The organism is Lacrimispora sp. (assembly GCF_046972725.1).
Classification (GTDB): domain Bacteria; phylum Bacillota; class Clostridia; order Lachnospirales; family Lachnospiraceae; genus Lacrimispora.
The window spans coordinates 445,637-466,252 of sequence record NZ_JBKVXF010000002.1 but is presented as its reverse complement, the minus strand read 5'-3'; the positions used below and the strand labels follow the sequence as shown (position 1 = coordinate 466,252).

18 protein-coding genes and 3 pseudogenes are annotated in these 20,616 nt (G+C 38.4%); 5 read left to right on the top strand and 16 right to left on the bottom strand.

Annotated features, from left to right (window positions below; translation table 11 throughout):
- Positions 1-119: 119 nt before the first annotated feature.
- Both ACLTWA_RS10495 and ACLTWA_RS10490 read right to left on the bottom strand, forming a co-directional pair.
- The gene (locus ACLTWA_RS10495; RefSeq protein ID WP_412327648.1) at positions 120-668 is read right to left on the bottom strand and encodes a hypothetical protein; all 549 of its coding nucleotides are present in this window, start codon (positions 666-668) and stop codon (positions 120-122) included.
- A 58-nt stretch (positions 669-726) separates the two neighbouring features.
- Complete coding sequence (locus tag ACLTWA_RS10490; protein ID WP_412327647.1) at positions 727-1,485, bottom strand: DNA adenine methylase; 759 nt, start codon at positions 1,483-1,485, stop codon at positions 727-729.
- 171 nt (positions 1,486-1,656) lie between these two features.
- Between ACLTWA_RS10490 and ACLTWA_RS10485 the strand changes: the two genes are divergently transcribed.
- On the top strand, positions 1,657-3,087 hold the full coding sequence (locus tag ACLTWA_RS10485; RefSeq protein ID WP_412327646.1) for a hypothetical protein: 1,431 nt from the start codon (positions 1,657-1,659) through the stop codon (positions 3,085-3,087).
- Between the two features lie 159 nt (positions 3,088-3,246).
- On the opposite strand, the gene ACLTWA_RS10480 is transcribed toward ACLTWA_RS10485, so the two are convergent.
- The 10 genes and pseudogenes from ACLTWA_RS10480 to ACLTWA_RS10435 form a co-directional block, all read right to left on the bottom strand.
- A complete protein-coding gene (locus tag ACLTWA_RS10480) occupies positions 3,247-3,528 on the bottom strand; it encodes a hypothetical protein (protein ID WP_412327645.1) in 282 nt (93 codons plus the stop codon).
- Positions 3,525-4,436 (bottom strand): annotated as a pseudogene (locus ACLTWA_RS10475) (tyrosine-type recombinase/integrase). Before ACLTWA_RS10475 ends, ACLTWA_RS10480 begins: the two are co-directional and overlap by 4 nt.
- Before the next feature lie 322 nt (positions 4,437-4,758).
- Positions 4,759-5,217: a hypothetical protein gene (locus tag ACLTWA_RS10470; protein ID WP_412327644.1), complete on the bottom strand. Its 459-nt coding sequence runs from the start codon at positions 5,215-5,217 to the stop codon at positions 4,759-4,761.
- A 383-nt stretch (positions 5,218-5,600) separates the two neighbouring features.
- Positions 5,601-7,196 carry an IS66 family transposase gene (gene tnpC / locus ACLTWA_RS10465; protein WP_412327643.1) on the bottom strand — a complete coding sequence of 532 codons (1,596 nt, stop codon included), beginning with the start codon at positions 7,194-7,196 and terminating at the stop codon, positions 5,601-5,603.
- 94 nt (positions 7,197-7,290) lie between these two features.
- Positions 7,291-7,623, bottom strand: a pseudogene (gene tnpB, locus ACLTWA_RS10460) (IS66 family insertion sequence element accessory protein TnpB).
- 14 nt (positions 7,624-7,637) lie between these two features.
- The gene (gene tnpA, locus ACLTWA_RS10455; RefSeq protein WP_412327642.1) at positions 7,638-8,003 is read right to left on the bottom strand and encodes an IS66 family insertion sequence element accessory protein TnpA; all 366 of its coding nucleotides are present in this window, start codon (positions 8,001-8,003) and stop codon (positions 7,638-7,640) included.
- Positions 8,004-8,566: 563 nt separating this feature from the next.
- Entirely contained in the window at positions 8,567-8,902 is a 336-nt protein-coding gene (locus tag ACLTWA_RS10450; RefSeq protein ID WP_412327641.1) for a hypothetical protein, read from the bottom strand.
- A gap of 147 nt (positions 8,903-9,049) precedes the next feature.
- A complete protein-coding gene (locus ACLTWA_RS10445) occupies positions 9,050-9,580 on the bottom strand; it encodes an HNH endonuclease (protein WP_412327640.1) in 531 nt (176 codons plus the stop codon).
- Between the two features lie 260 nt (positions 9,581-9,840).
- Complete coding sequence (locus ACLTWA_RS10440; protein ID WP_412327639.1) at positions 9,841-10,326, bottom strand: transposase; 486 nt, start codon at positions 10,324-10,326, stop codon at positions 9,841-9,843.
- A gap of 12 nt (positions 10,327-10,338) precedes the next feature.
- Positions 10,339-11,133: an IS110 family transposase gene (locus tag ACLTWA_RS10435; RefSeq protein ID WP_412327638.1), complete on the bottom strand. Its 795-nt coding sequence runs from the start codon at positions 11,131-11,133 to the stop codon at positions 10,339-10,341.
- Positions 11,134-11,521: 388 nt separating this feature from the next.
- On the opposite strand from ACLTWA_RS10435, the pseudogene ACLTWA_RS10430 reads away from it, so the two are divergent.
- Both ACLTWA_RS10430 and ACLTWA_RS10425 read left to right on the top strand, forming a co-directional pair.
- Positions 11,522-12,763 (top strand): annotated as a pseudogene (locus tag ACLTWA_RS10430) (IS256 family transposase).
- A gap of 112 nt (positions 12,764-12,875) precedes the next feature.
- The gene (locus tag ACLTWA_RS10425) at positions 12,876-13,130 is read left to right on the top strand and encodes a tyrosine-type recombinase/integrase (RefSeq protein WP_412327637.1); all 255 of its coding nucleotides are present in this window, start codon (positions 12,876-12,878) and stop codon (positions 13,128-13,130) included.
- Positions 13,131-13,438: 308 nt separating this feature from the next.
- Here the strand turns inward: ACLTWA_RS10425 and ACLTWA_RS10420 are convergent, their stop codons facing one another.
- Together ACLTWA_RS10420 and rlmD are read right to left on the bottom strand one after the other, a co-directional pair.
- Positions 13,439-14,419 carry a VanZ family protein gene (locus tag ACLTWA_RS10420; protein ID WP_412327636.1) on the bottom strand — a complete coding sequence of 327 codons (981 nt, stop codon included), beginning with the start codon at positions 14,417-14,419 and terminating at the stop codon, positions 13,439-13,441.
- 227 nt (positions 14,420-14,646) lie between these two features.
- Positions 14,647-16,290 (bottom strand): 23S rRNA (uracil(1939)-C(5))-methyltransferase RlmD, encoded by a 1,644-nt coding sequence (gene rlmD / locus ACLTWA_RS10415; protein WP_412327635.1) that lies wholly within the window; start codon positions 16,288-16,290, stop codon positions 14,647-14,649.
- 235 nt (positions 16,291-16,525) lie between these two features.
- On the opposite strand from rlmD, the gene ACLTWA_RS10410 reads away from it, so the two are divergent.
- A complete protein-coding gene (locus ACLTWA_RS10410; RefSeq protein WP_412327634.1) occupies positions 16,526-17,110 on the top strand; it encodes a prolyl-tRNA synthetase associated domain-containing protein in 585 nt (194 codons plus the stop codon).
- A 107-nt stretch (positions 17,111-17,217) separates the two neighbouring features.
- Here the strand turns inward: ACLTWA_RS10410 and ACLTWA_RS10405 are convergent, their stop codons facing one another.
- Complete coding sequence (locus ACLTWA_RS10405; protein ID WP_412327633.1) at positions 17,218-18,117, bottom strand: GGDEF domain-containing protein; 900 nt, start codon at positions 18,115-18,117, stop codon at positions 17,218-17,220.
- 174 nt (positions 18,118-18,291) lie between these two features.
- Between ACLTWA_RS10405 and ACLTWA_RS10400 the strand changes: the two genes are divergently transcribed.
- A complete protein-coding gene (locus ACLTWA_RS10400) occupies positions 18,292-18,630 on the top strand; it encodes a helix-turn-helix transcriptional regulator (protein WP_412328119.1) in 339 nt (112 codons plus the stop codon).
- Positions 18,631-18,783: 153 nt separating this feature from the next.
- On the opposite strand, the gene ACLTWA_RS10395 is transcribed toward ACLTWA_RS10400, so the two are convergent.
- Positions 18,784-20,571, bottom strand: a complete 1,788-nt coding sequence (locus ACLTWA_RS10395) for an aminopeptidase P family protein (RefSeq protein ID WP_412327632.1) — start codon at positions 20,569-20,571, stop codon at positions 18,784-18,786.
- Positions 20,572-20,616: the final 45 nt, after the last annotated feature.

The window sequence follows — 20,616 nt, the reverse complement described above, 5'->3', positions numbered from 1 at the left end:
CTTCTACGTTTATCTTTTTCTCATTGGATTCAAAGAGAATGCATAATAAAATTTCAGCGACATCTTTTTCTTTCTAGAAGGGTTTCCCCCGGAAGTATCCCGCATGTGCTAATAACAAACTAATTCTCAACATTTTCAAAAGCTACCTCTGTATGATCATACTCGAATTCATGTTGGGGTTGAACATTACATTGAAGAATCCATTTATCATCGGTTTGTCTTACAAACTTTAGCTTTCCACCTGCTTTTTCACCGCATCTAGGACACTTCTTTGGATAGACAGCATATATATATCCTTTACGTTCAATTAAAGCAGTCTCATTTAAATTGAATGACTTTTTAGATTTTATTTGGTCTAACATATTATATTTATAACGAACTAAGTTAAATAAAAACAGTAAAATCAAAAATATAACTATTTTCCACTCACCTTTAAAATTAAAATTAAGAATACCAGCCACACCTGTAATTATGGCTAAAACTTCAGCAGTTACAGTAATCCATTCCCTTTTAAAAAATTGATCAGTTTTTTTTATCCTAACAGCCTTGCACAATTTTTCATAAGATATATCATTGTTAGAGCTTTTATCCTCTATATAAACTGTGCAATTTTCATTAGCGATTGCATTTCCATTGTTATTCCCGGCAAAGAAATTTCCATTTTTCATTTGTATTTTCCTTTCGATTCTTTACTTTATTTTACAACATTAAAGCGTAAAAAGAAACTTAAAATGTATAACTTTTAATAATCAGCTCCTTATATCTCCTGCTCTTATCTTTATTCACCAAATTATCCATTCTGTCAACTTCAATGAACGGATATCCTTTGTATAATTCCCGTATCTGCTGGCAATCGTTATAAGATAAAACGAATTTCCCCTTTATACTGCCCAGGCATTTCCGAAGCCGTTCATGGTCCTCTGGGTTGAACCGGTCAGGATAATACTTCTCTGCATCATAATATGGAGGGTCCAGATAAAATAACGCATCTGGCCTGTCATATGTTTTTATCAGCCGCTCGAAATCCTGGTTCTCAATTACCACTTTATTGAGTCGACAAGAAACTTCTTTCAAATAATTTACCGCTTTCTGTATGTCTCGAGAGCGAACACCAAACGACCTGCAGTCCGCTCCGAAACTTTCCCTAATCAGGCAGAAGAACCGGGCGGCCCGTTGTATATCAGTCATTCCTCTGATATTCCTGTTTAATTCATCAAAGAACTGCTCCCGGGACATAAGCAGCCATTCCAATTCTTTCTGTAGCGGTTCCGGGTGATATTTAACCACCCGGTATAGATTATTTAATTCCCCGTTTACATCGTTAAATACTTCCAATGGGGCATGTTTATCTTTTGAAAACAATATCCAACCAGCTCCACCAAATACCTCAATATAACGGCTATATAAGTTCTGATCTGGTAATTGTTCCAATATCTGCTTTCGTAATAACTTCTTTCCACCGATCCAACTAATAAAACTATTCATGTAATAAAGCCTCCTTTATATTTTGGAGCATATCACAAGAAATTAATGTAATTCTATGAAATTATTTTTTCTGTACAATTGTTTACTAATTCAACGTCACATAGTATAATTAAACGTAAATTAACTGTGCATTTATCAAGAGACTAAAGAAAAGGGGTAAAATACATAATTATGAATGATTTGACCGTAATTAAAGAAGACTTAGAAATTTCAATTAGTGATTTTAATGCTCCATTTACACAATACTTAACAAATCTTGGATTACCTGTTGAAGGCGTCCTCTCTCCAATTGAAGAAAGAAAGACTGTAATTAACTCTATAGAAAGTGAAATCAGGAAAATACCTGAGGAAAACCGACATATTGCAGTATACTTAACACGTTTCCTATCTTCCGTTGCCGCCGGACTTTTTGATGGCGCAGTAACATATTTATGGAATGAAACAATAAAAAGTCTTCACCAAATGATTATATCCTTTGATTTAGACTACTTTTATAAAGTTTGTGAGCAATTAAATACTCGATATAGAAACCTTAAAACCGAAGAAGAAATATCAGTGATTAGTGATTTTGATTTATTAACTGCCAGCAATAGAATGGGATTAATCAGTGATCATGTCTTTGAAGTATTTAAATTTATTAATTATATGCGAAACCATTCTAGCGCTGCGCACCCAAACGAAAATGAAATTAGTGCTTTTGATTTACTCAGCTGGCTTAATAACTGTATTAAATATGCAATAAACGCAACTCCTAATGAAGATGCTGTTAAATTAAAACAATTATTATATAACATTCGAACAAACGAAATTCCTGAATCAGATTTGCATTACATGGGAGAAAATATAAAAAACTTACCAATTGTAATGATTGAAGATTTGCTTTCTACACTATTTGGAATGTATACAGACCCACAAATATCACAAATAATATTAAACAACATCAGATCTATAGCTAAATATGTTTGGGATCTAAGTAGCGAAGCAAAAAAACATGCTATTGGAGATAAATTTGGATATTTTAGAAAAAGTGGAGATATTTCTCGAAAGGATAAAGCTAATAATTTTTTAACATTGGTCAATGGACTTGCATACAAAGATGAAGATAGTATATCACAAGAATTACGTGAAACACTTGCAAATTTGCTTAGCACACATAATAGCATGAATAATTTTTATAATGAAGCTCCTTGGGCCCGACAATTGGATAACATGTTACCTTCTTCAGGAGTTATTCCGTCATCTGTTGTTTTTGAATGGGTTAAAACCATTTCAATCTGTTATGCTGGAAATGGCCTAGGATATAGAGAGGGCGTAGACGAAGCTGCAGTTGAATATTACAAAAAATTTATTAAAAATTATGATAATAAATCTATAGCTGCTCTATTAAATTTAATGGATGACCCAAATCTTTTGATGGATATTGATATGCTTAAACCTACTAGAAGATTTAAAATCATGTGCAAGGCATTGTCAGAACATTGCCAGAACGAATTTTTACGAAATGCTTTAGATTATATAGTAAACAGTCATGAGCCTTTAAGCAAAATCCACAAAACTACGACATATAAGACACTGTTAGAAAAAGTAAACTTACAATTTTAATAAAATTTAGCAAGCTCCACATTACTGATCTTATATTTAGCATGTGGAGCTTCCTTTTTATGATAGACATTATTTATTTTCTTCAATCTTATAAAGCATTACCCTATGTATATTAAAAACCTGCCTGACACTGTATCCCATCTTATCAGCTATGACTTCTCAGCGATATCCTCTTATGTACCGATATTTTAGCAACCGCTTACCCTGCTCATATTCCAAGGATTCGATTTTATCATACAATTCTGAGCAGATTTTAACTTTCTGATATCGGTAATAAATAATCTTTTCTTTTAAATCATTCAGGACAGAAACATATTTTTTATCTTGGCCATGGATATTCATTTCCTTTTGTATCATCTGAATTTCTTCCCCAGCTTCAGCAATGGCCGCATTGATCACAACCAAATTCTTTAACTGATTTTTTGTCTTATTATCTATCATGCTGAACACCTCTCTCTTACGCTTCTTAATGTATTAGGTGTTGATTGAGCATAATATATAGCGGTTACTGACGGAGTGGAACGTCTCAAAATTTCCTGAATGGTGCCGAGGTCTACTCCCTTATTTTTAAGGTTCATGCCCAGCGTTTTGCGGAGTTTATGAGGATATACTCGGCACTTTAACTTTGCCCGATTGCCAATGGTTTTTAAAATACTCCGAATTCCAGACGTTGACATCTTCTCATGAGGTGCTTTGCATTGAGGGAACATAAACGGACTTTCATCTCTTCTGGTATCAAGATACTACCGGTAATAATATCGTGCTTCATCATCTAAGAATATAGGCTCATACCTGTCATTCTTTTCTCCCTGGATCATAATATCCCCGGTATTCCAGTCTATCTGGTCAAGGGTGATTTCAACCAACTCTCCTACTCTGGCCCCAGTGCTTCGCAACACTTCTATTAAGGCACGTTCTCTTGGAGTCTTACAGGCATCCCTCATCTTGGCCATCTCTTCTGGCTTGAAATAATCAATCGGCTTCCTGATCGCCTTTAACGGGTCCGTTGCTTCCACAGGATTATCGCCAATCAATTTTTCTTTTCTCATCCAAGTGAAGAACGCTGACAGGAAACGCCTTTCATTATTCACGGTCACTGCCTGATTCTTCTTGCCGCCGACATTCAAATTTCTCTTCTCATACCAGGATAAATAATAGCTGATATCGGATTCCTCTATTCTATCCAACGGCTTATTAATCAAGGTAATCAGGCGCTTAATGGCACTAAGGTACGCTTCCTTTGTATTGTTCTTTATTTTCTTCTTAACGATGAAAAGCTGAATTATGTATTTATTTTTCTGGTCCGTATCATTCTGGTACTCTGCCGGAAGGGTTGTTATCTCTTCCATATTGACATTAACAAATTCCTTCACAATTACCTGATAAAGAATATCCAAAACTTCTTTTGCCACATGGTCAGCCATGGCAACAATAATATTGTTGATAACCTGTGCTTTTACAGTTTGTCCATTCATAATATGTAATCTCCTTTTCCATAAATTTCAGTTGCTTAAGGAGACAATTTGACTTATAATATCCTTAAGCGTGAAGCGGTAGAAGAACTTTGGTCGGGGACTCTGCCGCTTGTTTATTGTTCAAAATCGAATATATGTTCTTTTGTAGCTATTTTTTTACCGGGGTTTATGCCCCAGCTTATATCAATTAGTAATTCTAACTATGTTTTATGATTTTATCATATAAATTATATAACCTCGGTTGGCAGTGGCTCGCCAAGGAACCTATGCCATTGGTCTTTTTAATGTTTCTAGGATTAACTCTGAATAATCTATGAAAGTCATCTTCGTCTCCAACATAGACTGATTTATCATAATTCAGAAAAATCGGATTATCTCTAAACTGATCACCAGTAATGTCTATAATAGTATGATTAAGAGCCAGTAGCCACGCATGAGATTGAGGACCTTCAGACGAACTATGGGAATACATACCCCATACATAAAATGTTGTAATACCGTTTTCCAATAAAAATTGAGCTAATAACTCACTGGTATCACCGCAGCACCCACATGGAAATTTATAAAATGAAAAGTCTTTATCAAATTCCCCTGCATCTCTAGCTTTATCAATTGCGCTTCGGAATTGTCTTGCCATTCGTTTTATATCTTTCATCATATCTCCCAATTAATTTTATATTTTGACTATAATATAATACCATGTGCAGATTTGTCTTTCCAGTTCCATAAAGAGAATATTGTTTTATAACTGTTTCTCCTAAGATTCTATTATATCTGAAAAATCAGAAAGATTTATCTGCCCTACTGATTCCCAGGTTTCATACAGTATTTCAAAGATAGTCCAACGGCACATCCATGCCATTCCTGGATTCTGGTCATTGTCAGCTGTAATTTGGTTTCCCATGGCAGGTATTATCTCTGTGAAAACTGCCAATCATTAAGTTTTAAATCATCTTCTTTTATAAACATTTTCGAAAGGTGGTAAGCGCTACATAAAATAGCGTATTGCTTTTCCTGATTTTTCATCTCAATAAAAAATTAGACATTACCATTATCCAAGCTACAGGATCGCTTCATTGCTTCTGACCATGGCATCAGTTCTTCTAAGATACTATCGGGCTCATTTTTGTAGTCCAGCATCTTGGTCATTACTGTTTCCAGGTAGAGACGGATGTTCAATCCATTTGCCTTTGCTGTTTCTACGAGGGTATACACAACAGCACTTGCTCTGGCACCTTTTACCGTGTCATGAAATAGGAAGTTTTTTCTTCCTATTTCATATGATTTTACTGCTCGTTCCGCTGCGTTATTACTTATGGAGCAGCTTCCATCCTGAAGATAGTTCTCCATGTAAGGGCGTTGTTTTTTGGCATAGGTAATAGCCTTGGCAAGCTTTGATCCGCCAAGGGCATTCATCCCATTGATCCATTTCCAGAATGCGTCAAGTACCGGCCGTTCCTGCTCAAGACGCTGTTTCTGGCGTTCTTCTGGCTGCAAATCTTTCAGAGTCTTTTCAATCTGAAAGAGCTGTTCACAGTAAGCATACCCGATGTATGCCGGTGAGGCTTTTGCACTTGCTCCCTTTGTCTTAGGGATCGCTTCAAACATATATCTTCGAAGATGTGCCCAGCAGCCGCACCTGATGATATCAGTCAGCCGGTTGTATCCGCTGAATCCATCCGTATGAACGAAGCCATGGAAGTCCGCAAGGAACTTTGCTGCATGATAACCGCCTCTTGATGGCTGATATTCATAGATCACAATCCGGTGTTCCTCAAAAGCACCGCTGGTATACAGCCATATATAAGACTTTGATTCTGGAGGCTTATCGTCTTCATGAAGTACCTGACAGGTAGTTTCATCTGCATGTATGACGGATTGCTTAAGAAGATACTCATGAAGCTTGTTATAAACAGGTTCAAGATATTCCGCCGCACAGGTATTGAACCAGCTGGCCATCGTACCCCGGTTCATCTTGACACCAAGCTGTTCCCAATCTTTTTCCTGACGATAGAATGGCTGACAGTTGATACACTTCTGATACATGATAAAAGCAACCGCAGAAGCGGAGGCTCTGCTATGACTGATTAATGGCGTTGGAACCGGAGCCTTCTCGATCGTTGCTTCCCCATCATCACGACATACCGGACAGGCATAGCTGTGTTGTACATACTGAACACGCTCGACTTTGGCTTGCGTAATTCGGATCTCTTCACGAACCACCTTGGAACCGATATCCTCCATTTTAGTCTTACAGTAAGGACAGTTAAGGGCAGCACCTTCCAGTTCAAGATCGATCGTTGTGATTGGAACATACCTGACTAGCTCTTCATGGGTGGCACGGGATTTCTTCTTCTCGTGAGAGGCTACGCTGATTGTTTCAGGTACCTGGACTGGTTTGTCAATTCCAAGCGGATCAAACAGACTAAGCTGTCCATCAATACCTGGAACATTCGCTGATTTCTCACTGGAAATACCGAAAATCTTCCGCTTTAATTCATTTATTGTTTCCGTGAGGTTCGCAATGGTCTGATTCAGTTGTTCCATCTGACGATCTTTCGATTCAAGCTGTTTGAGCAGATGATTGATGAGTTCATTCGTATTAAGATCTTCCGCTTTCCCAGATGTTTCCATGACCATGCACCTCCTAAAATGATGTAATAATTATACTACAAAACGAGTTATAATACCAGCAAATAGGCCAGCTTGCATTCATTTCATCAGATACCTAGAAGGGCTTTTTTATAGTTGATTTGATTGCCTTTGGCTGGCTGATGGACAGGCCTTCCATAAGCCAGCGGAATTCCTGTCTTGTAAGGTTCTGGACATCACAAGAATTACGTGGCCACTGGAAACGGCCGGCATCTAATCGTTTGTAAAGAAGTACAAAACCATCTTTATCAAAGTGCAGTGCCTTCAGCCTGTCACATCTTTTTCAACAGAAGAGAAACAGCGAATTGCTGTAAGGATCCAACTCGAAGGAATCCCGGACAATCGCCATGAGACCATCAATGCTGCGCCTCATATCCGTGTAGCCACAGACCAGGTAAATCTTGGCCACGCCGGAGAGATCACCTAACACAGCTGCTGCAACGCAGAAAGCGTTGCTCTGATCATGGCGGCATCTGCACCATGACTGATTGCCATAACGATACCATGAAATTCAAGACGGATTGCGATGGAATCCGGCGGATTGTTAGGAGTGACTATTTTTGTTTCAGACAATTCATTGTAGTGAACTGGTACAACTTCCTGCTTCGCTACAACCTTTGGAACTGATGCCGGTACAGCAGATGCCTTCCTACGCAGTCTTTTGATGTTGTAATAAAAAGAGCTGGTAGATATGCCATTCTGATGACACCATGCATAATCAGATAAGCCGCTAACGCGGCATTTCTGGATGCAGTCCAGCCAGTATTGATCTTTTTGAGCTTTTGTCATTGATTAAATCCTCCAAAAAATAGTTGGAGTAAAATGATGCAAAAGTTTGAAATTAATAGCAGTGAAATGCTACAACTTTTGCCGTTCAAGATTAGAACTTAGAGTAATTTACTCCAACTATCCTAATCTTACGGCAAGAAAGAGCAAATGACACTACGGTAGATTATGTAGCGGTTACGAAAGGTGCAGACACGCGTCTTCTAGCCAGAATCTCCGACCTCCTTTCATTTTTACAATAAAAAACCAACTACCGAATATTGATAGCTGGTTGTAGAATTATCTTTTGGTATTTAAAAATCCATTAGCATTTCGACCTTTTCTTTGGAAGTTAATTCGATTCTCTCATCTAAATGATTTATATATTCCAATGTTTTCTCAGCGAGCCTTATTAAGCTTATAGTGCTTAAATGCACCCGATGTGCACTTGGCATAGTCCAATGCTGTGCCCATCTTTAATGATTAAGGAACACCCTTGTATACTCTTTTTCTTGGTTTATCATATTTGCTCCTATATGTATCAATAAATTAGCAAATAAATTTTGTTTAGAAAATGTCTATTATTCTTATTTGCTCTTTAACAATTCTAGAAAGTGCGTATATGCAAGACCATAATCATCTATCATACTGTTAAAAATATCATCTACTAAATATCCCGACGGAACCTTTTTCTTTTTTTCAATTCCTAAAAATCCCTTTTCACCTGTTCCGATTTTTTTGTATTTAGGTTGCTTTACATTTGGAAAATGGTTAGTTATTACACTTCCATATCCTGAAGAAGAGTTAACCGTATCATCAGATGAATTTGAATACATATTGAAATCTCCGGTTACATCTATGCCATATTTATTATTCAGATATACCATTGTTAAATCATGTGCTATTTGTTCCCTACTTATCATCGTAGTTCTCCTCAAAATTCTAACTTTTATAGGTCAAGTATACAGCAATTTCTACCAACTATCAATATTCAATTATCAAAGAACAATAAATCTTTAATTTTTAAATCTACAGAACATCAGGCAAATCTAAGCTGTTCCTAGCTGTCATCAATCTTCATACTTCCTTTTCCATGCATACCCACCAGCATGATGCCTCTCACCTCTAATAACTTTCTCAATATTAGTACTGTAAAGATTATTACTTCTTGCCGCCTCGGCCATAGAAGAATAAGTATCCTCTACTTCACCAGTCACCCGATTTATCTTTGAAACTGGAATCTTTTTACGACCGGAATTCCCAGTAATACGGTTTAAACCTGTTTTATAGGCGTGTATTTGATTTTCTCCATTAGTTACCCACTCAAGATTTCTAACATCATTATTTCTTTTATCTCCATCTATATGATTAACCTGCGGTTTATTCTCTAGATTAGGAATAAATGCGACCGCCACAAGTCTATGTACTTTCGCCGTTGCCTTCTTATCTTGTAAGCTCATTCGAACACGTAAGGATCCTTTTTTATCTAATTGTGGTTTCAATATATGACCTGTTATCTTATTCCTGACAATACCATTATTACTTACCTGATACTGCTCGCCGTAAATGTAAGTATCTTTCCATATTTCTACATTTACCATTTCTACAAAGAAGCCCGGTATACCCTTGCCCCGGCCGGAGGATGGCTCCTTTCTTTATTTTTGTTTTTCTGCTCTCCAAATTCGTTCAAGCTCTTCCAGAGTTACATGAATCAGACCAGCTAGTTAAAGTCAAGTCCTAAATGATAAAAAATAGAACTTTATGCATTTGTTTTTAGAACCTAAAAATGAGTAACTTTAATAAACGTAAATCCTTTGGATTTTCGCTTCATTAATAGTTATAGATTGTGCAGGATGAATGTTTATGCGACCTGCAAAGCAGGTCTTTGATATTTCCTGCAGTGTTCTTCGGGAGAACATAATGTAAATTCTTTTTCATCACGAAGAACAGCAAAGATGATATTGCACACTTTGTGCATAACTGCTCCGAGAGCAACCATTTTTGGCTTTTGCCCAGATTTCTTCTCGTAGTATTCACGAAGATATGGGGTTATGCCTTCACCATTGCGTTTAGTGCGAATGGATGCTAGTGCTACAGCAAAAATAGCACGACGGGCAATTCTGGAACCTCGTTTGCTCATATGTAACTGAGTCCCAACAAATTTACCAGATTCATTTACTTCTGGATCAAGTCCGAAGTAAGCGAATAGCTGCTTTGGATTACGGAATGCGGCAAAGTCACCGATTTCGCACATGATGGTTGCAGCAGTCAGAAAACCAACGCCTTTGATTGTGTTAATCAGTTTGATTTGTTGAACAAATTTTTCGCTTTTATGAAAAGTTACCAACTGCTTGATTCGCTACATAATGGAATCCAGAGCGCAATCAAGCTTTTCGATGAGGTCCAGTGTCAGAGAAATGTTAAAATAAATACTATCAATCTGACAGCCAAAAGTTTTTGACGATGTTGCTGCAGCACAGAGCGTTTCATAACGTTCTGCGGCTTTGGAGAACCCTTTTCTGGAAGCTTTGGAGATCTTTTCAATCATGGTCTTTTTGTGACCACGTAGTATTTTATCTGGTGTACCATACTGGCGAAGAATCATGGTAGATATCTTACCTGTAATATCACTAAAAATATCCAGATACTGCGGAAATACGGTATGTAGATCGCCTTTGAGTTTGTTGATATGAGCGGCTCGTTCATCCGTCAGATCATAATACTTACGAGTAAGGCTTCGAATCTCAAGAATCAGTTTTGCTGGGAATTGAGAAACAGGAATATCAGCAGATAATCCTAACTTTGCAATACCCTTAGAATCAACTTTATCATTTTTTACTTTTCGTATATTCCCATTCTTTGAAGAATGTGTAATAATAGGATTGATTATGGAGGCGTTAAAACCACAATCAATCAGATAGCAGAAGAGTGGGAAATGATAGATTCCAGTGGATTCCAGAAAGGTGCGACTTTCTAAGGAATACAGCTCTTCTGCTTTTTTGATGAAAGAAACCGCCTTTTGCAGGGAAACCGGATTGTTATGTGTAATCTTGAAAGGTTTTTGGATTACCGCTCCGTCAGGTGCAAGGATGGTCATGAAGCTGAAAGCAGATCCAACATCAATGCCGACGGAAATATAGTTTTTGTTGTACATTGTAAACTCCTTCTGATAGGGTTCCATAAAAACAATGAATACACTACCTGGCACGTAATACAGGTATGGCTTAATCGCTCCCAACCAGCCTAAAACATAAATTTTCATTGATGGAATGACTGTCTAAAGTTACGGGTATTGCTGGATAAAGGCCAGCTCCCTAGGAGGTTAACGTCGTTTTTTCTATCTAATGGAAGATAATACCTTATGTAACAGACAAAGTCTAGGAGTGAATAATCATACAGAAAAGAATGTAACTTATACACGTATCTATGGTTGGAATGATTTTCGGAGGAGAATCCTCTTACCAACCTTGATATAAATTTAATAATGATGTAGAAGACCCCTATTGGTCTATGACTACACATCATACCAGGAGGATATTTTTATGACAAGACAAAGAAAACTTTCACCGGAACGAAAAGAATTCATAAATGGGCTCTTACAGCATTATCAGCCCAAAACAGCACAGGACATCCAGGAGATGCTAAGAGATCTGCTTGGTGATACCTTGCAAGGTATGTTAGAAGCGGAATTGGATACTGAACTTGGATACTCTAAGTATGACTATTCGGCAAAAGAAACGGACAACAGCCGAAACGGCTATAGCAAGAAAAACGTTATCTCTTCTATGGGAGAAATCTCTCTGGACATTCCGAGAGACAGAAAAGGTGATTTTGAGCCACAGATTGTAAAAAAGAATCAAACAGATATTTCTAATATCGAGGATCAAGTACTTTCCATGTATGCGAAAGGAATGTCCACGAGAGATATCTCAACTCATCTGCACAGTGTTTATGGGGTAGATGCCTCTGCTGAAATGATATCTAAGATGACAGACCGCATTCTGTCCCTGGCAAAAGAGTGGCAAAACCGTCCACTTGATAGAAAATATGCGGTTGTATTCATGGATGCTATCCACTATTATGTATGGCAGGATAATGCAACTGTCAAAAAAGCAGTCTATATTTCTATCGGAATTCGCTTAAACGGCTCATAGGAAGTTCTTGGTATGTGGGTTGGAGGAAATGAAAGTACAAAATACTGGCTTGGAGTTTTGACAGAAATTAAAAACCGGGGAGTAGAGGATATCTTGATTGTTTCTGTGGATGGCCTTACTGGATTTGGTGATGCCATTCATGCAGTATACCCGCAAGCAGAAATTCAAAGATGTATAGTCCATCTAATTTGCTATTCCACTAAATTCATTTCGTATAAAGATATGAAACCCTTTATGGCAGACTTAAAAGAAGTATATCAGGCATCAACAGAGGAAATGGCACTTCAGAAATTAGACAGCTTAGAAGAAAAGTGGGGGAATAAATATCCTTATTCCATTGCATCTTGGAGAAACAACTGGCTACAGATATCCACGTATTTCAAGTATCCCCCAGAAATACGCCGCATTATCTATACTACAAACTCGATAGAAAATTTCAATCGTCAGCTGAGAAAGGTAACAAAATCAAAAACAATATTTCCAACGGACGATGCCTTATTCAAGATGTTGTATCTGGCAATGATGGATATCACGAAAAAGTGGGAAGAAAAACCATGGAACTGGGGTCAGATACTGGAGCAACTGTGTATTTACTTTGAAGACCGGATTACCCAACAGGATCTGGATTAACCGGAATGACAAAGAACAGGCTGCCAAAAGTTCTTGACAGCCTGTTCTCCATGTGCAACAATACAGTCACAAAATCTAAAATTCATTTAACAGATATTTTTTCATTAATCCAATGGGTTTACACAAAATAAATTACACTCTCTACTGCAGCCGTGTAATCCATAACGAATTGCAACTTGCATTCGACTACCATTCCCTACGGCATACCCACGCCACAATGTTAGTTGAAAACGGAGCCGATATAAAAGATGTACAAGCTCGCCTAGGTCACTCCAATATAAGCACTACCCTGCAGACTTATACCCACGCAACTGATACAATGGCTTCCAGAAGCGTAGATATATTTGAAAAGGCGGCTTCTATTTGACAACATCTCAAAAAAGGGTTATCAAATGGTTGTCACCGCCTACCGTTGTCAGTATTAAAAACCGCTTAAATCCTTATTTTACACGGGTTAGTAAGCAAACAGTTTCAACATGTGTTGATGCTGTAATATGGATTCCTGAAAGACGCACTTTGTCCTTGGCGTAAACAATAGATTGACTATTACTTATAGAAAAACGATACCGTTCTGAATCATATATAACAAACTATCTCTCAACAAAGGTACTTACAGTTTCCTTAGCTCATCACTGAACTCTTCGAAATCTTCGTAGCTAATTGCGCTCATTGCAGTTACTGCCACCAATGCTTTATTTCTGCGATTCCAACATCCCATACTCTAGCGTTTCCAGTGACTATTATTTTCAAATCTTTTAATTTTGCATTATAAAACGTTTTCACTTTAAACGTATTTTTACCTTCATCTTTATCACTGAATAAAAACAGCTCTTCCCCGTTGACCATAATCGTAACTGAGCCTTTATATTCTACCCCGTCAGGAATACCAATATTGGCATAGATCCACGGATTTTCCTTGCCTACATTAAATAGATACTCTTTACTTTTCTCATCCCTACTGCTATATAAATTTAACGTAGGATCTATTTTTTCACCTTGCACCGTGAAAGACGAAATTTTTTCGCTTACTGGTGCATCTGCACTTATTTCGTTTATTGCTTGAATAGGTCCTATTGTTTCATTTACATGTACACCATAATCAATTGCTTCAGAAACAGTCATAATCCCAAGAAATAATATAAGAATAGTTGCTGCTAAAGTAGTAAACTTTTTAAAGGTAATCCCTGTGGTAAACGCTACCTTATAGGCAACAAATCCTATGATTGCACCCAATGTATTCGATATAATATCCATCACATCAAACGTACCCAGGAAAGTTAAAGACTGAAGCACTTCTAAAAAGGTAATCACTAATATAAATAACGGGATAAACTTTTTAAAACAGATTCGATACAGCAATGGAATTATAATACCAAATGGAATAAAAGCAGCAATGTTTCCAAAATCGAATAACCATGACATCGTCAGTTTTGGAAACCTTAGTGGAACCCTATCCGGGACAAATATAAATGTATAAATATTATAATCAATTTTATCGCCTGTCCTATTAAACCCTAAGAACATGAAGTACAAAACTAAGACTGTATATATTATCATTCCTGCAAGAATAAATCTGCGAAATTTAGTGTTGATAGCCTGCGAATTAGGCGATAACATTTTATTGGCATTTAGTATTTCTTTTTGTTCGCCTTTCATCCTTAGAGCCTCCATTCAAAATATATCATATTTTTTTGCCTCTTCAATATATAATATCTGTCATAGTTCATTCTAAAATTTATATATTTTACGCCCTAACACTTTTTCTTTAAGAGATTAGCACTAATAATTTAAAACCATAACTATTGCAAAGCTTAGCACTTTCCTCCAAATCTGTTAGTTCAATTAAAATTGGTATGCTAAATTCAATGTTCAATACGCCCTCCTTATTTTCGACACAATTTGACAATTGTTTCTGTATGCCCCGTATTCGGAAACAAATCCACCCCCCAACCTTTCCTCGCCTCATACCCCATCTTCCTAAAATACTCCAGATCCCTGGCAAGGGTTTCAGGTCCGCAGGAAACATAGACAACCTTCTCAGGTTTGAGTTTCGCCACTGATTCAATAAATTCCTCTGTGCTTCCACTTCTCGGCGGATCCATGAATACCACATCAACGTGTTCTCCATTTTCCGCCATATTCACCATGAATTTTCCCGCATCATTGCAGAAAAATCTGGCATTTTTAACTTTATTTATCTTTGCATTTTCCACGGCATCGCGAACAGCATCCCGATTCAGTTCTACTCCGATCACTTCTTTTGCAAAACTGCTGGCAACAATTCCAATGGTACCAATTCCGCAATAAGCATCAATCACCCGCTCATTTCCTGTAAGCCCCGCTGCTTCAATGGCCTTTTTATATAGAACTTCCGTTTGAACCGGATTTATCTGATAAAACGATTTGGAAGATATTCGGAAACGGTACCCGCATAAGACATCTTCAATAAACCCTTTTCCATACAGTACATGCTCTTTATCTCCCAAAATCATGCTGGTGTCCCGGTTATTGACATTCTGAATTACTGTAGTGATTTCCGGATGCTTTTCTCTTAATGCTTTAACAAAATTGTTCTTTGAAGGAAATACCGGTGATGCTGTCACAAGAACAACCATGATTTCCCCGGTAGCAAACCCACGTCGGACCAGTACATGGCGAAGCAATCCATATCCAGTGTCTTCATTATAGGTGCGAATCTTAAAAGATTTTAGCATACCTCTTATGGTACCGATAATTTCATCTGACTTCTGATCTTCGATCATACATTTTTCTACCGGAACAACACGATGGGAATTAGCTTCATAAACACCAGATATGGGATTTCCCTTTTCAAAATCAAACACAGCATGTACCTTATTTCGATAATAATAAGGATTTTTCATTCCAATGATTGGTTCTATATGGCAATAAGGCTTCAGCAGATCAGCCAACTGTTTCTGTTTCTGCTCAAGCTGCTTCTCATATGGCATATCCAAAAGCTGACAGCCTCCACACTTTTGGAAAACCGGGCAAATACTATTTTTTCTCTCATATCCTCCTTTCCCATATGATCTATCTTTGTTTTTGTAATCCTTTTTCTGTTCTTTACCGCCATATTTACTGGAATCCCTAAAATTATCTTTATTGCCTTCCGTAACCTTTTCTTTAGAGTTTGCCTTACTCCTATCTCCCTGTTCCCTCCATTTTTTTTCTAAATTCTTACCTTTATTCCTATCTCCACCTTTTTCCCATTTATTCTCTACACTCTTACCTCTACCCTTGTCCCCGCTCTTTGCCCATTTCTTTTCTTCTCCCCTGTCACTATCTTTGAACGCGCTCTTTTCCCAGCTCTTTTCTACACTCTTTTTTCTATTTCCGTCGCCTCTTTCTCCCCGTTTGTTTTCAAAATCCTTTCCCCTGCTCTTGTCTCCACTCTTCTCCGTACTCTTACCACTATTCCTGTCTCCGTTCTTCACCCGCTTTATTTTTTCCCCTTTTTCCATTACGTCCTTACGAAACCGTTCCTTTTTCAGTCTGTTATCTATCATAAATACTTTCCACCTTTTCTCTTTCCTTTTTACACAAAATAAAATCCCGGTTTTTCAGCAAAATCAGGTTTCTTCCTGATCTTACGCCGGGCATTGGTCTGTTCCTGTATATATGACTATTATAATACATTCTTCCCTATAAAACCATCAAAATCCGCCTGTCTGCGAAAAAAGGTTGCATTTTTTCTATGCTCAGATATAATAAATTCTAAAAGACGAAAGGATGTGTGGCATCATGGCGGATCTTTGCGATCCATTTTATCTGGACACGACTCTTTATGACGGACGCCCTTCTGATTTAAAGGGGAGGCTGGAAAAAGAAATACGGACCTATGATCTGTTGGACAAGCTGGGAATTCCTTATCAGCGGCTGGATCATTCTGCCCTTCCTACGATTGAAGCCTGCCGGGAAGTGGATATTCTCTTAGAAACCGATGTTTGCAAAAATCTTTTTCTCTGCAATGCACAAAAAACAGATTTCTACCTGCTCCTGCTTCCCGGTAATAAAAAATTCCGTACCGCCGCCCTTTCCAAACAGATCGGGTCTTCCAGGCTTTCCTTTGCTGCTCCCGAGTTCATGGAACAGTTTTTGGACATTACCCCTGGCTCTGTATCTGTTATGGGCCTTATGAATGATAAAGACCACCGGGTCCGTTTACTGATCGACCGGGAGGTACTGTCCCAGGAATATTTCGCCTGTCATCCCTGTATAAATACTTCAAGTCTGAAGTTTAAAACCTCAGACCTGGTGGATAAATTATTGCCAGCCGTTGACCATAGATTTACCTTGGTTGATTTGCCCTGTGAGCAGGTAAAGTAATTTCTCTTAAAATTCCAATAGAAACTAAAAATACAAAATAAGCAAAGCAAGTCAGCGTTTTTCTTTCTGTCTTGGTTTGCTTATTACTAATTTCATATCTTTATTCTTCAAGTCATAATCCATACATTATTATGAAAAAATGCAATCCGGTTCTTACCGGCATCCTTTGCACGGTACATGGCTCTGTCTGCTTGGAAGAATAGGTCCTGATAGGCCTCTCTTTTCTTCCCCGTACAGGTTACAATGCCAATACTGACCGATAAACGCCCTTTTCTCTCCGGCACAAGCAGCTCTACCTGCTTCAAAAGCTCTTTTGCGCGCTGATGAACACGGCCGCCGGAAGTAAACACCACAAATTCATCGCCCCCTGCCCTTCCGGTCAGATCGGGTTCGGGAAATACCTGACAGAGTACTGCACCGATCTGTTCCAAAATACGGTCTCCTGCCAGATGTCCCAAACTGTCATTGATTTCCTTAAAATTGTCGATGTCTATCATGCACATCCAGCCTTTACGTCCACCTTTTAGTCGTTCCTCTACCCGGTATTCAAATGCAGTTTTATTATATACCCCAGTCAGCCCATCCTTGACGGATCGAAGCAGAAGCTGCTGTTCTCTTAATTTTAAGCCACTGATATCATGAAGTTTCCCGATAAGACTTATGGGGATATTTGCTTTCTCTTCCCATTTTGCACAAAGCTTGCAGCTGCACCACTGGTATGGCTCTCCCGCCTTTCCAAGACATATCTCAAAAGACTGAATTTCTCCAGCCTTGGGAGCATTACTCCTGTGTTTTTCCAAAAAATGTTCAAATGCCACCAAATCCAGCTGATCTTTTGCATTGGAAGACAGTTGCATTTGTCCATTCAGACAGGAATATTCAAATAACACTGTATCCGCAAAAAGACTTATATTTCTATATAGCTGATCCGACTCACTGTAATGGACAGATTGAGACACATCTGCGGTGCTCCGCCCATTTATTTCCTTTCCTGAACTTCCAATCATGATACGTCCCCCTGTATCTGTCAGAATACCTCGTTATGCATCTTTTTCACTCATATACCCTACATGATAACGCTTTTTAAACGTATATGCAACTTGTTTTTCTGTCATTATTACGCATATAATACGTAATGTTTATATAAAATATCCTTTATGATAAACCAAGAGGTGAGAATGTTGGATGAACAGTTTGTCAGGAATCGAATTACAGAGCTTCGCCTGAAAAAAGATATTTCCGAATATCAGATGAGCCTGGATTTAGGAAAAAATAAAAGCTATATTCAGGGTATCTCTTCCGGACGGTCAATGCCTTCTATGAAACAGTTTTTTGAAATCTGCGATTATCTTGAAATTACTCCCATAGAATTTTTTAATACGGAAAAAAAAGAACAGCCTCTTCTAAGAGAGGCCAATGCTTTGCTGAAAGACTTGACCACGGAAGACATAGAAGCAGTATTTCCCATACTGCTTCTGCTTAGAAAAAAGGCGAACGATCAAAAGGGTGCCGAACCATAAACACTATGGTCCGGCACCCTTTTGATTGTTATCCTATAAAAAAAGTTTATCCCAGACGATCCCCATTGGAAAAGATTCACACTCTATGCCCTAAAAGTATAGCTGTTAAAGCGACTGTGCTCCGGCACAAAAGTCCAAAAAAAGATTTCTTCATTATATGGCTCTTGTATTTTCTTTCAGCCACAAGGCTTCATCTCCTGAAAAATATGGAGATAACTTTTCATAAACTTCCTTGTGATAATTATTCAAAAGTTTTATGTCTTCATCGGTCATAATGGATTTGTCAAGAGCCTCCAAATCAATAGGAACCATTGTCAGAAATTCAAATTCCATAAACTGTCCATATTCATTCTCTTCCGATTTTTTGCAAACAATCAGATTTTCAGTTCTGACACCATGACTGCCTTCGATGTAAACACCCGGTTCATCCGAAGTAATCATGCCTTCTTCTAAAATACAGCTGTCCTGACGCTCGGGAACCATACGCCACCGGATTCCATTGGGACGTTCATGGACATTTAACAAATATCCCACGCCATGGCCGGTTCCATGATCAAAATTAATTCCGCGGCTCCAGAATGGTTCTCTTGCCACATAATCCAGGGTCAGACCACGGCAGCCATACAAAAACTTCACTGCCCCCAGACGAAGCATACTCATAACTGTCAGGGTGAAATGCTCCCGTTCCTCATCAGTCAGCGGGCCTACTGCGATGGTTCTGGTCACATCTGTGGTTCCTTCATAATACTGACCGCCGGAATCCACCAGATACAGACCTTTCGGTTCCAATGCAGTATCATTTTCAGCGGTCGCTTTGTAGTGGCACATGGCCGCATTAGGTCCATAAGCGGAAATCGTATCAAAGCTTACCCCCAGGTTTCCTTCCTGCTCAGAACGCAGATGATCCAGATGCTCCTGCGCGCTGACTTCTGTTATAACTTCTTTTCCCACATGATGTTTCAGCCAGTAAATAAATTTCACCATGGCAATTCCGTCTTTTATGTGGGCCTTCTTCATATTTTCCACTTCTACCGGATTCTTTACGGCTTTGGCAAGTGCGGTTGGATTCATCTTATCAATGATCCGGTTGGTACTGTCAATTCCTTTTACAACCGCATAATTGGCTTTGGCTGTTTCTATAAGAACCTTCTGATCGTTTAAAAGGGCAACCGACTTATAAATGTCATTATAAGGACATACAGTAACCCCAAGATCTTTTAGATAGGTTTTTACTTCTTCGTTTAATACCTGTTCATTAATATATAAATGGAAGCTGTCCAGAGTGATCAGTGCATAAGAGAGAACCACCGGATTGCATTCCACGTCATTGCCTCTGATATTCAAAAGCCAGGCGATATCGTCCAGTGTGGTAAGAACATGGACTGTAGCTTTTTCTTTTTTCATTTTATTTCGCAGCTCTTTGATTTTATCAGAAGAAGACTTTCCTGCAAAGTTTTCTTTTAAAATCCAAACCGGCTGTGCGGAAAGATCGGGGCGATTCTTCCAGATCTCTGCCACAAGATCTTTATCATAAGCAAGCGTTACATTTTTATCTCCCAGTAATTCTTCTAATTCCTTTCCGGTCTGGCCGTTCACCACACGACCGTCAAAGCCGAGACAACCGCCCTCTGGAAGAACTTCATCTAAGTATTCTTCAATCGTTGGTACTCCCGGCTGCCCCATCTTGCGCAGGGTAATACCTGTTCCGTCAAGCTGCTTTGCCGCCTGAACAAAATAACGGCCGTCTGTCCAGAGTCCCGCTTCCTCCTTTGTAATCACAGCCGTACCCGCAGAACCGGTAAAACCGGTAATAAATTCCCTGCATTTAAAATAATCACCTACATATTCAGACTCATGAAAATCTGAAGTCGGAATCATGTATGCATCCATATGATACTCAGCCATTAACTGTCTGAGTTGTTCCAATCTTTCTTTAATCATTCTGTTATCTCCTTTGGTCTTCATTGATTGCATAGCAGCACCTTC

What these genes read in the sequence shown, in the direction of transcription:
- ACLTWA_RS10405 (WP_412327633.1), bottom strand. Translation starts at nt 18,117, where the DNA reads ATGATTGGAAGTTCAGGAAAGGAAATAAATGGGCGGAGCACCGCAGAT.
- ACLTWA_RS10495 (WP_412327648.1), bottom strand. Translation starts at nt 668, where the DNA reads ATGAAAAATGGAAATTTCTTTGCCGGGAATAACAATGGAAATGCAATC.
- tnpA (WP_412327642.1), bottom strand. Translation starts at nt 8,003, where the DNA reads ATGACAAAAGCTCAAAAAGATCAATACTGGCTGGACTGCATCCAGAAA.
- ACLTWA_RS10435 (WP_412327638.1), bottom strand. Translation starts at nt 11,133, where the DNA reads ATGTACAACAAAAACTATATTTCCGTCGGCATTGATGTTGGATCTGCT.
- ACLTWA_RS10470 (WP_412327644.1), bottom strand. Translation starts at nt 5,217, where the DNA reads ATGAAAGATATAAAACGAATGGCAAGACAATTCCGAAGCGCAATTGAT.
- ACLTWA_RS10395 (WP_412327632.1), bottom strand. Translation starts at nt 20,571, where the DNA reads ATGATTAAAGAAAGATTGGAACAACTCAGACAGTTAATGGCTGAGTAT.
- rlmD (WP_412327635.1), bottom strand. Translation starts at nt 16,290, where the DNA reads ATGATAGATAACAGACTGAAAAAGGAACGGTTTCGTAAGGACGTAATG.
- ACLTWA_RS10445 (WP_412327640.1), bottom strand. Translation starts at nt 9,580, where the DNA reads ATGGTAAATGTAGAAATATGGAAAGATACTTACATTTACGGCGAGCAG.
- tnpC (WP_412327643.1), bottom strand. Translation starts at nt 7,196, where the DNA reads ATGGAAACATCTGGGAAAGCGGAAGATCTTAATACGAATGAACTCATC.
- ACLTWA_RS10490 (WP_412327647.1), bottom strand. Translation starts at nt 1,485, where the DNA reads ATGAATAGTTTTATTAGTTGGATCGGTGGAAAGAAGTTATTACGAAAG.
- ACLTWA_RS10485 (WP_412327646.1), top strand. Translation starts at nt 1,657, where the DNA reads ATGAATGATTTGACCGTAATTAAAGAAGACTTAGAAATTTCAATTAGT.
- ACLTWA_RS10450 (WP_412327641.1), bottom strand. Translation starts at nt 8,902, where the DNA reads ATGATAAGTAGGGAACAAATAGCACATGATTTAACAATGGTATATCTG.
- ACLTWA_RS10480 (WP_412327645.1), bottom strand. Translation starts at nt 3,528, where the DNA reads ATGATAGATAATAAGACAAAAAATCAGTTAAAGAATTTGGTTGTGATC.
- ACLTWA_RS10420 (WP_412327636.1), bottom strand. Translation starts at nt 14,419, where the DNA reads ATGAAAGGCGAACAAAAAGAAATACTAAATGCCAATAAAATGTTATCG.
- ACLTWA_RS10425 (WP_412327637.1), top strand. Translation starts at nt 12,876, where the DNA reads ATGGGTTTACACAAAATAAATTACACTCTCTACTGCAGCCGTGTAATC.
- ACLTWA_RS10410 (WP_412327634.1), top strand. Translation starts at nt 16,526, where the DNA reads ATGGCGGATCTTTGCGATCCATTTTATCTGGACACGACTCTTTATGAC.